Consider the following 12,539-nt stretch of genomic DNA (forward strand, 5'->3'; position numbering starts at 1 on the left):
ATGACGATAGCCGCAGACCCTCGTTCTTTTCTCTACCGCGATACTCTGGACCCCGAGCAGGCGCAGGCACTGACCGCCAAGGCGCTCGGCAAGGCCGATGACGGCGAACTCTACCTGCAGTATCGCAAGGCCGAGGCGTTCGGCTTCGATGATGGCCGGCTGAAGACCGCATCCTACGACACCAGTTCGGGCTTCGGCCTTCGCGCGGTGTCGGGCGAGATGACCGCGTTCGCGCATTCCAACGAGATGACACCGGCCGCGATCCGCCGCGCCGCCGAGACGATGGCACTGATCGAGCCGGGCGTAGCCGCAAAGGCCGGTCCGCCGCAGGGCACCAATCAGCGGCGCTACACCGCCGCCGATCCACTCGACCTCGTACCGTTCGCGGACAAGGTGAACCTGTGCCAGACGATCGACGCCGCCGCGCGTGCGCGCGATCCGCGCGTCGCGCAGGTGTCGGTGAGCCTGTCGGGAACATGGTCGGTGGTCGAGATCGTCCGCGCGGATGGTTTCGTCGCGACCGACGTTCGGCCGCTGGTGCGGTTGAACGTATCGATCGTCGCCGAGCAGAACGGGCGTCGCGAGACCGGCAGCTACGGTATCGGCGGCCGCTATCTCTACAACGATTTGTTCGAGCCCGAGACGTACAACCGCGCAATCGACGAAGCGCTGTCGCAGGCGCTGGTAAACCTCGATTCGATCGCGGCCCCGGCAGGCGAGATGACCGTGCTGCTCGGCAATGGCTGGCCCGGCATCCTGCTCCATGAGGCGATCGGCCACGGGCTCGAAGGCGATTTCAACCGCAAGGGCACGTCCGCCTTTTCCGGCCGGATCGGCGAGAGGGTTGCGGCCGAGGGTGTGACGGTGGTCGACGACGGATCGCTCCAGGATCGGCGTGGGTCGCTGACGATCGACGACGAGGGCACGCCGACGCGTGAGACCGTGCTGATCGAGGACGGTATCCTCAAGGGCTATATGCAGGACCGCCTGAACGCGCGGCTGATGGGCGTCGAGGCGACTGGAAATGGGCGGCGCGAGAGCTATGCACATGCGCCGATGCCGCGAATGACCAATACCTTCATGAAGGCCGGCAACGACGATCCCGGCGAGCTTTTGTCGCGTGTCAAGAAGGGCATCTTCGCCAAGGCGTTCGGCGGCGGGCAGGTCGACATCGTCTCGGGCAAGTTCGTGTTCAGCTGCACCGAGGCGTATCTGATCGAGGATGGCAAGCTCGGCGCGCCGATCAAGGGCGCGACGCTGATCGGGGACGGGCCGAGTTCGCTGACCAAGGTGCGCGGGATCGGCAACGACTTCGCGCTCGACCAGGGCATCGGGATTTGCGGCAAGGGCGGGCAGTCGGTGCCGGCCGGGGTCGGGCAGCCGACGTTGCTGGTCGATGGGCTTACGGTTGGCGGGACGGCGGCTTAATACCCCGAGATCAACATATCGAGCGCGGCCTTTATGTCGAATTGCGCCGTATCGAGCGTCGCCACGGTGTCTTCGATGTCGCGGACGTCGATCGCGCGGGCTAACGTCGTGATCATCGTTAGAACTTCGCCATTGATCGTGAATCTGGGCGTCAGCCTTTTGAAAATCACGGCTTCGGTTGTGCGAAGCGGCACCACGAATCGGGTCTGCAGGTCGGACAGCAAATCCGATTGGCAGTCGACCACGAGCACGTTGCCGCGGATGCGGTAGACGTCGAACTGTGCCAATCAGAGCGGCCGCAGATGGCCGAGCGGATCGCCATTCTGTTCGTACCAGCGGTTCCAGCCTTTGATCGCCTCGCGATTATCTTCCTTCCAGCGCCGCTCCTGTTCGATTTTTGTTGCGTGCCGGATAGCATGTTCGCTGATCTGAGAAAGGTTAAGCCCTGCTTCGCGCGCCGCCGCAACGATGCCGGTATCCAGCGACATGTTGACCGATTTGCGCTTGCCGGTAGCAATTGGATCATGCTTCATGCGCACAAGGTATGCGCGGATGTGGCGCGCGTCAATTCGGAGCCGACTGATGGACTTCTTCCCCGCGCTCACCGATGATCACCGTGCGTTCGTCGCCCGCCAGCCGGTGTTCTTCGTCGCGACGGCCGCCGAGGGAGCGCGGATCAATCTCAGTCCCAAGGGCATGGACAGTTTCCGCGTGCTCGATCCGAAGACTGTCGCGTACCTCGACTTCGGCGGTTCCGGTAACGAGACGAACGCGCATCTGGGCGCGGACGGGCGCATCACGATCATGTTTTGCGCATTCGACCAGCCGGCGCTGATCTTTCGCATCTATGGCAAGGGTCGTGCGGTGTTGCCGCAGGACGAAGGCTGGGCCGAGCTGTACGCGCGGTTCACGCCGTTGCCGGGGACGCGGCAGATCTTCGTGATCGCGGTCGACGAGGTGCAGACGAGTTGCGGCTGGGGCGTGCCGTTCATGACGCTGGACCGTGAGCGGCAGACGCTGTCGAAATATCACGCGAAACAGACCGAGGCCGAACGGATCAAGGAACTGGCGGGACCAACCGAGAGCATCGACGGGTTGCCGGTTCGACTCGGCACCGTCCTGCCGGACCGCGTCGGCGCATGAGCTTGGTCGAACTCGGGCGGTACGTGCGCAACGAGGCTCATATTATCGTCGGGCGGCTCGAGAGCGAAGGCATCCCGGCGGTCGCGTTCGATGGCGGGATGTCGATCATGGAGGGAAGTTGGCTGCTGATCCCGGTCCGCGTCATGGTCGACGAGGGTGATCTCGACCAGGCTCGGGGAATTTTGGCGGGGTGAGCGGGTGCGTCGAGCGTCCTTGAAGAAGCGCTGAGCTACTCCCGCAATGTCATTCCCGCGCAGGCCGGAACCCATATTTGGCAAGCTCCCGATTGGTCGATAGCCCTTGGGGATATGGATCCCCGCCTACGCGGGGATGACGAAGAGTTGGGTGTCGGTCGTGCAGACTAAGAAGGGCGGAGCCAACACCCCGTCCCGCCGGATCAGCCCCCGGCGCTGACCCGCCAGATCACGTTGCCGACATCGTCCGCGACGAGCAGCCCGCCGGTCTTGTCGGTGATGACGCCGACGGGGCGGCCTTGTGCGTCGCCGTCCTTGTTCAGGAACCCGGTGAGCACATCCACTGGCTTTGCATTGGCCGCCGGGAAGCCTGTGTCGCCGAACGGGATGTAGGTGACCTTGTAGCCGGAGACCGGCTTGCGGTTCCAGGAGCCGTGCTCGCCGACGAATGCCCCGTTTTCAAAGCGGGTGCCGAGCTTTGCATCCGCCGAGAAGGTCAGGCCGAGCGCCGCGACGTGCGGTCCCAGCGCGTAGTCCGGGCGCTTGGCATATTGCTGGAGCGCAGGGTTCTTCGGTTCGACGCGGCTGTCGGGATAGCCGCCCCAATAATACCAGGGCCAGCCGAAGTGATCGCCGAACTCGACTTGTGTCAGGTAATCGGGTGCGAGATCGGAGCCGAGCATGTCGCGCTCGTTGACCACGGTCCACAGCCCGCCCGACTTCGGGTTGATCGCCATGCCGTTGGGGTTGCGCAGGCCAGCGGCGTAGATTCGCCAGTTCTTGTCCTTCGGCCAGACCTGCAGGATGTTCGCGCGGTATTTCTCGGCATCCATGCCGTTCTCGGCGATGTTCGAGGACGAGCCGACACCGACGTACAGCGTCTTGCCGTCCGCTGCCGTGATGACGTTGCGCGCCCAGTGGTTGCCGCCTGGGTTGAGCTTGATGACAAGCTCGGGTTTAGCGGTGATCTTCGTCGCGCCGTCGGTGTAGGGGACGCGAACGAGCGCGTCGGTGTTGCCGATATAGAGCTGGCCGTCGAGCAGGGTCATGCCGAACGGCGAGTTGAGGCCGGTCATGAACACCGACTTGGTCTCCGCCACGCCGTCGCCATTCGCGTCGCGGAGCAGCGTGATGCGGTTGGCCGACGGCACGCCAGCACCGGCGCGGCCCATCAGGACCTTCATCACCCAGCCGGTGATCCCGCCACCCTCGCGCGGCGGCGAGTTGGTCTCGGCCACCAGCACGTCGCCATTGGGCAGCCGGTACATCCAGCGTGGATGATCGAGTCCGGTCGCGAACGGCTGGACCTTCAGTCCTGCGGCCGGCGTCGGCATCGCGCCGTTCTGCCAGCCGACCACCTTTGCGACCTTCACAGTCGGGATCGTCTGGATGCGCGGATCGGTGATCTTGGGCAGCTTGCCGGCAACCTGATCGACCGACAGCTCGGCCGTGTCGGGCCAGGCGACATAGGTGACGCCGGCGGCGATCACGAGCAGGATCAGGCCAAGGACGATGAGGATGTGTTTGCGCATGGGGGGAGATTAGGGGGACGAGGGGGCGGGGGCAATCTCTACCCCGCCGTCATCCCGGTTTTCGCTGGGATGACGGGTGATGGGGGTAAATCCTCACCGCCGGGGAGGAATCAGAATGGGCCGCCGGCAGTGTCGACGGCGGCCTCTGTTCGTTCGTCAGGGGCCGCGTTTACCAGATCGCCACGTCCTGCTTGGCGTGCACCTTGGCGAGGTCAAAACGGTCGGCGTTCATGACCCTTGTTCCAGGCCTTCACAGACGGACGCGGCTGCCGGTCATCGTCGTCTCGCCGGTCTTGCGATCACGCGCTTCGAAGGTCCCGTCACCGACCGCAGCCCGCTTTGCCGTGAAGCTCGTCGGCAGCAGGTTGCGCAAGAAGTCGTTGGTCAGCGTCTCGGGACGATCGGTGAACACGCCGAGCTTCGAGTCGCCATGGTTGGCGCCGAGTAAACGAAAACCACCGACCAGCACGGTCATCTCAGGCGCCGCGAGGCCCATCAGATGCGCGCGGTCGACCATCCGTTCCTGTGCCGAGTCTCACCGACAGAGTTGCGGAACGCATCGGTGCGGGGCTCGAGCGGTGCGAAAGAGATCGCATCGGTCTGCTCCTGCGACGCATCGGTACGACCCGGCGTGTTTTGGGCCTACCCTTCGACTTTGTTCAGGGCGAACGGAAATGGGGTCAGTCGTCGTCCTCGACCGGGACCACCGGTGGATGAAGGCGCAGGCGATTGATGCGGCGCTCGTCCGCGTCGGTAATTTCCAGCTTCCAGCCGCTTGGATGATCGACGCACTCGCCGATCTGGGGCACGTGGCCGGCCAACAACGCCGCCAGCCCCCCTAGCGTATCGATATCGCCATCGACCTCCGCGAGACGCGGATCGATCAACTCGGCGGCATCCTCCAGTTCGGCGCGCGCGTCCGCATCCCAGGCGCCGCCCTCGATCGGCGTCATCAGTACCTGTGGTGCCTCGTCATGCTCATCCTCGACTTCGCCGACGATCTCCTCGATCAGGTCCTCGAACGTCACCAGCCCTTCGGTGCCCGAATATTCGTCGAGCACGATCGTCAGATGGACGTGCTTCTGGCGCATGTCGGCGAGCAGATCGAGCGCACCGCGTGACATCGGCGCATAGAGCGGCTCGCGGATCAGCCCTGCGATCGATGTCGGATGTTCGGCACCCGTTGCGAGGATGTTGAAGACGTCCTTGATGTGGACCATGCCGATGATCGTATCGAGGTTGTCGCGGTAGACCGGCAGCCGGCTATGGCCTGCTTCTGCGAACAGCTTGACGAGATCGGCGAACGGCGTGTCCTCCTCGACCGCGATGATGTCCGCACGCGGCACGCCGACGTCGCCGGCATCGCGCTCGCTGAAGTGCAGCAGGTTGCGGACCATCTGGCGTTCGAGCGGGGTGAGATCGCCCTTGGCATCGGGGGCGGGATCACCTTCGTGCCGGTCGATCGCGTCCTCGAGCTGGTCGCGGAGGGATTCATCTTGAGCACCGAAGATCAGGCCCTTGAGCCCGCGCCAGATACTGTCGCTACTATCGCCGCTACCGGCATTGGGGCCATCGGCCATCGTGGTCGTCAGTCCTCTGTTATCAAATAGGGGTCGTGGAGACCAAGGGCAGCGAGCGCATCGCGTTCGATCTGCTCCATGCCTTCGGCCTCGTCATCGTCGATGTGATCATAGCCTAGCAGATGCAGCGTGCCGTGCACCATCAGATGCATCGCATGATCCTCGACCGAAATGCCGCGCTCGGCAGCCTCCGCGACGCAGACGCCATGCGCGAGGATGATATCGCCGAGCAGGACCTCGCCGTCGTCCGAATTCTGACTGACGGTGTCGAGCAGGTCGGGCTGGACCATCGGGAAGGACAGGACGTTGGTCGGCTTGTCCTTCTGGCGATACTGCTTGTTGAGCGTGTGGACTTCGTCGTCCGACGCGAGCCGGATCGAGATTTCGATGGTCGCGGTGCTGGTGAGGAGTTCGCCGTGCGGCGTCCGCTCGATCGCCGCCGTCGCCGCACGAAGCGCGAGGGCGTCCCAGTCGTGGTCTGGCCAGGGGGCGTCGGAAGAGAGCGCGATTTCGAGCATGCGGGTCCTTCAGGCGAGATCGGTCTGGGCGAAATCATTGCCCTTGTAGAGAAGTTCCGCACCATTGGTTTTCGCGCAGGCATAGGCGAAACAATCGCCCATGTTTAGCTTGGCGGGATGATAGCCCCTGCCGTATGTTTCGTGCACCGCGATCGCAAGGCCACTCTCGTGTTCGCCGATCGGCACCAGCCGAATATCGAGATCCGACACCAGCAGCTTTAGCGCGCGGTTTGCTTCCAGCGGCGTAACGGAGCGGATTCGCGCGATAGCGATCGAGGCTTCCCACGCGCCGACTGCGCAGTATATCCGGTTTTCGTCGCAATCGAGACGATCGATAAACGCCTGCGCCTCGGGCTCTTTCACGGTCAACGCGACGAGCGCCGAAGCATCGAGAAAAATCGTCAATCGTCATCCTCGTCGTAAAGCGAATCGTAGAACGCCTTGTCCGCTTTCAGCCCGGTTGGATTGCCCAACGGGTTCTCACGCCAGAACTTCTCCAGCTTCTCGCGTACGGAGGGGAGCGGCTTGGCGCGATCGAGTTCGGCTTCTCGCGCGGTCGCCAGTTCCTTTACAAGCGCAGTCTTGGTCATGCCGCTGCGTTCAGCGACCCGGCTTACCAGCGCCGCAGTTTCCTGGTCCTTGATAAAGAGAGATGCCATTATCGGTCTCCGGGGATATCCTGGAAATATAGTCCGGGATATCCCCGTTATCAACCATCGGTTCCTTCGTAGGCCTCGACGACGCGGCCTACGATCGGGTGGCGGACGACGTCGCCGACGGTGAAGCGGCACATCGCGATGCTCTCGACACCTTCGAGCCGGCGGACCGCGTCGGCCAGACCCGAGGCGGCGACGCCGCCGGGGATGTCGACCTGCTTCGGATCGCCGCAGATCACCATGCGGCTGTTCTGGCCGAAGCGGGTGAGGAACATCTTCATCTGCGCCGGCGTGGTGTTCTGTGCTTCGTCGAGGATCACGAACGCATCCGCCAGCGTGCGGCCGCGCATGAAGGCGATCGGTGCGACCTCGATCTCGCCGCTCGCGATGCGGCGTTCGACCTGCTCGGCGGGGAGGCAGTCGTAGAGCGCGTCGTAGAGCGGGCGGAGATAGGGATCGACCTTCTCCTTCATGTCGCCGGGAAGGAAGCCCAGGCGTTCGCCGGCTTCGACCGCGGGGCGTGAGAGGATCAGGCGTTGGACGCTGCCGTTGATGAGCTGCTGCACGGCTTGCGCGACCGCGACATAGGTCTTGCCCGTGCCTGCCGGCCCGAGAGCGAAGATCATGTCGTTGTTGGTCAGTTCGCGCATGTAGTGCGCCTGCGCCGGCGTGCGCGGGACGATCGTCTTCTTGCGCGTGCGGATCATGATCGGGGGCGCAGCGCCGCCGCCGGCATCGGCGCGGATGATGCCTTCGAGCACGGGCTCGTCCGCCATCGCGATCGACGCATCGACGAGGCCGGTGTCGACGTCCTCGCCGCGCTGGATGCGGGCATAGAGATCGTGGAGGACGTCGCGGGCCTTTGCGACCTGTTCGGCGGTGCCCTCCAGGCCGATCTTGTTCCCTCGCGCGGTGATGTAGACGCCGAGGCGATTCTCGAGCGCCACCAGGTTCTGGTCGTACTGGCCGAACAGCCGGACGAGCAATTGGGGCTTGTCGAACAGAAGCTCGACTCGGGCGCGGTCACCGGACTGGGCGGGAACGGGTTTACGGCTCATGCGGTCCTTTCAGGGGCAGGCTTTTGAAAAAAATGGGCTTTTGGAAAAGAAGATTAGCCCGGGTTAGGCCAACGCACAGTGCGATCGAGGTGGCGTCGGACTGAAGATGAGCACGCCAAGCGACGCGTTCAAGCCGCGCCGGAGCGCTGGCCGAAAGATGGTTCGAGTCGCGTGGGCGAAGCTGCATCGGAGGCGAGTGTGACAGGCGATCGCGGTGTAGGACAGCGAAATCGCGGGAGTGCGAGCGATGGCGTGTTAGCGTTGCCTGGACGGCTCAACGACAGGCGGTATCAGGCTCCGCATTTGATTTACTACCCTCCGTCATGCCGGGCCCTTCGACAAGCTCAGGAGAGCCTCGTTCCGGCATCCACAGCGCAGCGTGCTCTCCGAACGGTTGGTTTGCGGCACGGTGGACCCCGGAACAGGTCCGGGGTGACGGAGTCTTTGGGAAACGACGGTTTCTGAGGTCACCGACCGTCGCCGTTAAGCCGCCTCGCGCACGCGCTCCACGCCGGTCAGCGAATTGGGGCCCGCAGCCGCCAGCGTCACGTCGACGAGATCGCCGATCGCGTGGTTGCCGATGAGGTGGACCGATTGCAGCCAGGGGGATTTGCCGATCAGTTGGCCGGGAAGTTTGCCCGCACGTTCGAGCAGGACCGAGCAGGTGCGGCCGACGGTGGCGGCGTTGAAGGCGTGCTGGTCGCGGTTGAGCGCGGCTTGGAGTCGTTGGAGGCGCTCGTCCATGACCGATTCCGGAACCTGCTCGACGATCGAGGCGGCAGGCGTGCCGGGGCGGGGGCTGTATTTGAAGCTGTACGCCTGTGCGTAGCCGACCGCGTCGACCAGGCTCAACGTGTCCTCGAACTCGGCGTCGGTCTCGCCCGGGAAGCCGACGATGAAATCGCCCGACAGCGCGATGTCGGGGCGGACTTCGCGGACCCGGTCGAGCAGGCGCAAGTAGGAGTCGCGGGTGTGGCTGCGGTTCATCGCTTTCAGCACGCGGTCGCTGCCGCTTTGCACGGGCAGATGAAGGAACGGCATTAAGCTCTCGATGTCGCGGTGTGCGTCGATGAGGCCCTGCGTCATGTCGTTGGGGTGGCTGGTGGTATAGCGGATGCGCGCGAGGCCGGGGATGCGATCGAGGTCGCGGATCAGGTCTTGCAGGCCGCGCTCATTCTCCGACCAAGCATTGACGTTCTGGCCGAGCAGCGTGATCTCGCGCGCGCCGGCGTCGACTAGCGCCTTCGCCTCGTCGACGATGGCTGCGAACGGGCGGCTGATCTCGGCGCCCCTAGTGTAGGGGACGACGCAGTAGGTGCAGAATTTGTCGCACCCTTCCTGCACCGTCAGGAACGCGGAGGGGGCGACCTTCCGGCGGGCGGGGAGCGCGCCGAACTTCGACAGCAGCGGCATGTCGGTGTCGAGCGAGGGCGTGCCGGCTGCGGCCTTCGCGACGAGATCGGGGAGGTTGTGATAGGCTTGCGGGCCGACGACGATGTCGACTTTCGCGCGGGTGAAGATTTCCTCGCCCTCGGCCTGCGCGACGCAGCCGGCGACGGCGATCATCGGCGTCTTGCCGGACTTGCGGCGCTGGTCCTTCCGCAGCCGACCGATGTCCGAATAGACCTTTTCGGTGGCGCGTTCGCGGATGTGGCACGTGTTGAGGACGACGACGTCCGCGTCGACCGCGTCGGCCTGGGTTAGGCCCTGGGCGACCATGAGTTCGGCCATGCGCTCGCCGTCGTAGACGTTCATCTGGCAGCCGAAGGATTTTACGTGGAAGGTTTTGGGAGGGGACATGCGGGGGCCGTACCAAATTTGTGCGGGCGGGGGGAGGGGGCGTTGTTGAGGTGCCTCCCGGGCATCACGCCTCGCCGGCATCAGGCACTATCGCGGCATCATGCCCCACCCCGGCGAAGGCCGGGGCCCAATTGGAAAGGTCGCAGTAACGGAGCACAGACCTTCACCAGCAACGTCCCCCAATTGGGCCCCGGCCTTCGCCGGGGTGGTGTTTCAGTTTGGCGATAGGTGGGAGCTTCCCTCCTTGTTCTCCCGCGAAGGCGGGAGTCCAGTCTGGATCCCCGCCTTCGCGGGGAAACACTCTACGCTAGTGCTTCCATGCGGCGGCGTGCTTCGGCTGCTATGGCTTTACGGTCGCCATACTCTGCGGGATCGAATGGTTCGGCGAAGTTGAGCGTAGCCGCGAAACTGCCCTTGCGCTTCAGGACGCGGGCGGCGTGGTGTTGGCCGGGCTCGTCGCCGACCCAGGCAAGTTCGCTCGTCGCCGTGCCATAATCGACGCGGACGGGTTGGACCTTCACACTATGCGGGGGCGGGTCGAGGGCCGCCAGCAGCGCGGCCTTGAACGGGAGGAGAGCGGTGCCGTCTCCCGTCGTGCCTTCGGGGAAAAGGGTCACCGGCCAATCCGCGGCGAGGGCGTCGCGGATCTGGGCGATCTGCGCGGTTACGGCCATGCGGTCGGCGCGGCTCACGAAGATGGTGTGGTTGAGCGTGCAGAGCCAGCCGACCAGCGGGGCCGCGCGGAGTTCGGATTTCGCGACGAACGCGCTGCCGGTTGCGCCGGAGAGGAGCAGGATGTCGATCCAGCTCAGGTGGTTCGAGACGAAGACGACGTCGTGGCGGAGTGGGGTGCCCTCGACTCGGGCTCTGGCGCCGACGATCCGCGCGACCAACCCCAGGAAGCGTGGTGGCCATGGCGACTTCTGCCCGAACAGTCGCCACGCTCCATGCAACGGCAGCGCCAGAATCAGAGCCAGCACTAGCGCGGCCAGTCGCGCGCCAAGGCGGATCGCGCCGATCGCGTCAGTCCTTGCGGGTGAGGGCGACGCCGTAGAGTTCCATGCGGTGATCGACCAGGCGGAAGCCAAGCTTTTCCGCGATCGCCTTCTGCAACTGCTCGAGTTCGGGATCGACGAATTCGATCACCTTGCCGCTCTCGACGTCGATCAGGTGATCGTGATGCGCTTCCGGCGCGGGTTCGTACCGTGCGCGGCCGTCGCCAAAATCGTGGCGGTCGAGGATGCCGGCCTCCTCGAACAATCGCACGGTGCGGTACACCGTCGCGATCGAGATGCCGGGGTCGATCTGCGACGCGCGCTCATAGACCTTCTCGACGTCGGGATGGTCGTCGGCTTCCGATAACACGCGCGCGATGACGCGGCGCTGCTCGGTGATGCGCAGGCCCTTCTCGTTGCAGAGTGCTTCCAGATCGATCTTGCGCGGCATGTGTCGTTCCCTTGTTGATCCCCATGTAGGGCGTTCGCTCTGTTGCGAAAAGGGATAGTGACTCGCAATAAGCCTTAGGCGTTGATAACTTTCGAATATGTATGTGCGTCGTACGCTACGCCGGTCTTGCCGCGGTAATAAGCGCGGCGTTCGCCGACCTTCGTGAAGCCGTGCGCGTCGTAAATCTTGACCGCATCGTTGCCCGCGCGGACCTCAAGGTGGAGCTTGGCGATGTTGCCGACCGAGCAATCGGCGATGGCGGCGCGGATAAGAGCCGTGCCGACGCCGCGGCGGCGATAATCCGGGGCGACCGCGATCAGCAGGAGTTCTGCTTCATCGGCCACCGACCGCGTCATCGTGAAGCCGGCGGGCAAGTCGTCGACGAACGCGAGGGTGAGATGGACCCCGGTCAGCGCGAGCACCCCGAGGCACTGGCTGCGCGTCCAGGCCTCGCCGTAACGCGGGTCAAACGCGTCGATCATCAGCGCGTCGACGATCGCAAGATCGCGCGCGTCGCCGGTGCGGAGCGTGACGGTGCGCGTGGCGGCCTGGCGCGTGGCCATTATTTCGGCACCGACGGCTTGGCGTCTGGCGCGCGGCCGTAGATTGGGCTTGGCGCTAGCGCGGTGAGTGTTGATGAGAGCAGGATCGCGGAGGCTGCGTCGGGGAGCGCTTCGGTCAGGTCCAGGCTGTCGTCGAGCGCGGCGAGCCAGCGGACGCCGTTGCCGACCGCGCGCCGTCCTGCCAGCGCGGCGAGCGCGGCGTCGGGCTTCAGCGATATCATGTCGGATCGCGGCGACAGATCGGCGGAGAAGGCTTGCATGAAGACCTCGCCATGCCCGCCTTCCATGATCACCGCAACATCGTGGGTTGGTTGGTCAGCGAAACCAGCCGCCGCGATGAGGGGAAGCGAGGAAAAACCGGCGATTTCCGCACCCCAGCCGAGCGCGAGGCCGCGCGCGGCGGCGATCCCGACGCGGACGCCGGTGAAGCTGCCGGGGCCGCAATCGACGATGATGCGGTCGGCGCGGCCGCCGTTGGGAAGCTCGGCGATCATCGGGATGAGGCGCTCTGCATGACCGCGGCCGACGACTTCGTGCGCGCGGGCAATGATCGCGCCGCCTTCGATGAGTGCGACCGAGCAGGCGGTGGTAGATGTTTCGATGACTAAAGTGCGCATTACT

17 protein-coding genes are annotated in these 12,539 nt (G+C 64.7%); 3 read left to right on the forward strand and 14 right to left on the reverse strand.

Translation table 11 applies throughout. The features are described from left to right. Positions 1–1,428 (forward strand): metalloprotease TldD, encoded by a 1,428-nt coding sequence (tldD, locus tag AC1MLZ_RS16200; protein WP_480959371.1) that lies wholly within the window; start codon positions 1–3, stop codon positions 1,426–1,428. On the opposite strand, the gene AC1MLZ_RS16205 is transcribed toward tldD, so the two are convergent. Together AC1MLZ_RS16205 and AC1MLZ_RS16210 are read right to left on the reverse strand one after the other, a co-directional pair. Next, entirely contained in the window at positions 1,425–1,715 is a 291-nt protein-coding gene (locus tag AC1MLZ_RS16205; RefSeq protein WP_480959372.1) for a CcdB family protein, read from the reverse strand. The two genes, tldD and AC1MLZ_RS16205, sit on opposite strands and share 4 nt — an antisense overlap. Further along, complete coding sequence (locus AC1MLZ_RS16210; RefSeq protein ID WP_480959373.1) at positions 1,716–1,961, reverse strand: type II toxin-antitoxin system CcdA family antitoxin; 246 nt, start codon at positions 1,959–1,961, stop codon at positions 1,716–1,718. Positions 1,962–2,007: 46 nt separating this feature from the next. On the opposite strand from AC1MLZ_RS16210, the gene AC1MLZ_RS16215 reads away from it, so the two are divergent. Next, positions 2,008–2,571 carry a pyridoxamine 5'-phosphate oxidase family protein gene (locus tag AC1MLZ_RS16215; RefSeq protein WP_480961587.1) on the forward strand — a complete coding sequence of 188 codons (564 nt, stop codon included), beginning with the start codon at positions 2,008–2,010 and terminating at the stop codon, positions 2,569–2,571. Further along, positions 2,568–2,765, forward strand: coding sequence for a putative signal transducing protein (locus AC1MLZ_RS16220; RefSeq protein ID WP_480959374.1), 198 nt, complete (start codon positions 2,568–2,570; stop codon positions 2,763–2,765). The genes AC1MLZ_RS16215 and AC1MLZ_RS16220 overlap by 4 nt, the downstream gene beginning before the upstream one ends. Positions 2,766–2,968: 203 nt before the next feature. Here AC1MLZ_RS16220 and AC1MLZ_RS16225 read toward each other — a convergent pair whose 3' ends face one another. From AC1MLZ_RS16225 to tsaB, 12 genes are all read right to left on the reverse strand, one after another. Then, on the reverse strand, positions 2,969–4,297 hold the full coding sequence (locus AC1MLZ_RS16225) for a PQQ-dependent sugar dehydrogenase (RefSeq protein WP_480959375.1): 1,329 nt from the start codon (positions 4,295–4,297) through the stop codon (positions 2,969–2,971). Positions 4,298–4,547: 250 nt separating this feature from the next. Then, positions 4,548–4,814, reverse strand: coding sequence for a hypothetical protein (locus AC1MLZ_RS16230; protein ID WP_480959376.1), 267 nt, complete (start codon positions 4,812–4,814; stop codon positions 4,548–4,550). A 163-nt stretch (positions 4,815–4,977) separates the two neighbouring features. Then, on the reverse strand, positions 4,978–5,877 hold the full coding sequence (locus tag AC1MLZ_RS16235; RefSeq protein ID WP_480959377.1) for a hemolysin family protein: 900 nt from the start codon (positions 5,875–5,877) through the stop codon (positions 4,978–4,980). A gap of 8 nt (positions 5,878–5,885) precedes the next feature. After that, complete coding sequence (ybeY, locus tag AC1MLZ_RS16240; RefSeq protein ID WP_480959378.1) at positions 5,886–6,395, reverse strand: rRNA maturation RNase YbeY; 510 nt, start codon at positions 6,393–6,395, stop codon at positions 5,886–5,888. Between the two features lie 9 nt (positions 6,396–6,404). Continuing rightward, positions 6,405–6,800, reverse strand: a complete 396-nt coding sequence (locus tag AC1MLZ_RS16245) for a type II toxin-antitoxin system VapC family toxin (protein ID WP_480959379.1) — start codon at positions 6,798–6,800, stop codon at positions 6,405–6,407. Beyond that, the gene (locus AC1MLZ_RS16250) at positions 6,797–7,054 is read right to left on the reverse strand and encodes a type II toxin-antitoxin system VapB family antitoxin (RefSeq protein WP_480959380.1); all 258 of its coding nucleotides are present in this window, start codon (positions 7,052–7,054) and stop codon (positions 6,797–6,799) included. Before AC1MLZ_RS16250 ends, AC1MLZ_RS16245 begins: the two co-directional genes overlap by 4 nt. A gap of 50 nt (positions 7,055–7,104) precedes the next feature. After that, positions 7,105–8,109, reverse strand: a complete 1,005-nt coding sequence (locus AC1MLZ_RS16255) for a PhoH family protein (RefSeq protein WP_480959381.1) — start codon at positions 8,107–8,109, stop codon at positions 7,105–7,107. Positions 8,110–8,592: 483 nt separating this feature from the next. Continuing rightward, positions 8,593–9,909 (reverse strand): tRNA (N6-isopentenyl adenosine(37)-C2)-methylthiotransferase MiaB, encoded by a 1,317-nt coding sequence (gene miaB, locus AC1MLZ_RS16260; RefSeq protein WP_480959382.1) that lies wholly within the window; start codon positions 9,907–9,909, stop codon positions 8,593–8,595. A gap of 302 nt (positions 9,910–10,211) precedes the next feature. Next, the gene (locus AC1MLZ_RS16265; RefSeq protein ID WP_480959383.1) at positions 10,212–10,997 is read right to left on the reverse strand and encodes a lysophospholipid acyltransferase family protein; all 786 of its coding nucleotides are present in this window, start codon (positions 10,995–10,997) and stop codon (positions 10,212–10,214) included. Next, on the reverse strand, positions 10,933–11,355 hold the full coding sequence (locus AC1MLZ_RS16270) for a Fur family transcriptional regulator (RefSeq protein ID WP_056047123.1): 423 nt from the start codon (positions 11,353–11,355) through the stop codon (positions 10,933–10,935). The genes AC1MLZ_RS16265 and AC1MLZ_RS16270 overlap by 65 nt, the downstream gene beginning before the upstream one ends. A gap of 74 nt (positions 11,356–11,429) precedes the next feature. Continuing rightward, on the reverse strand, positions 11,430–11,918 hold the full coding sequence (locus AC1MLZ_RS16275; protein ID WP_480959384.1) for a GNAT family N-acetyltransferase: 489 nt from the start codon (positions 11,916–11,918) through the stop codon (positions 11,430–11,432). After that, on the reverse strand, positions 11,918–12,535 hold the full coding sequence (gene tsaB, locus AC1MLZ_RS16280) for a tRNA (adenosine(37)-N6)-threonylcarbamoyltransferase complex dimerization subunit type 1 TsaB (protein ID WP_480959385.1): 618 nt from the start codon (positions 12,533–12,535) through the stop codon (positions 11,918–11,920). Before tsaB ends, AC1MLZ_RS16275 begins: the two co-directional genes overlap by 1 nt. Positions 12,536–12,539 lie beyond the last annotated feature (4 nt).

It is taken from the genome of Sphingomonas sp. PEI4, from assembly GCF_056679955.1.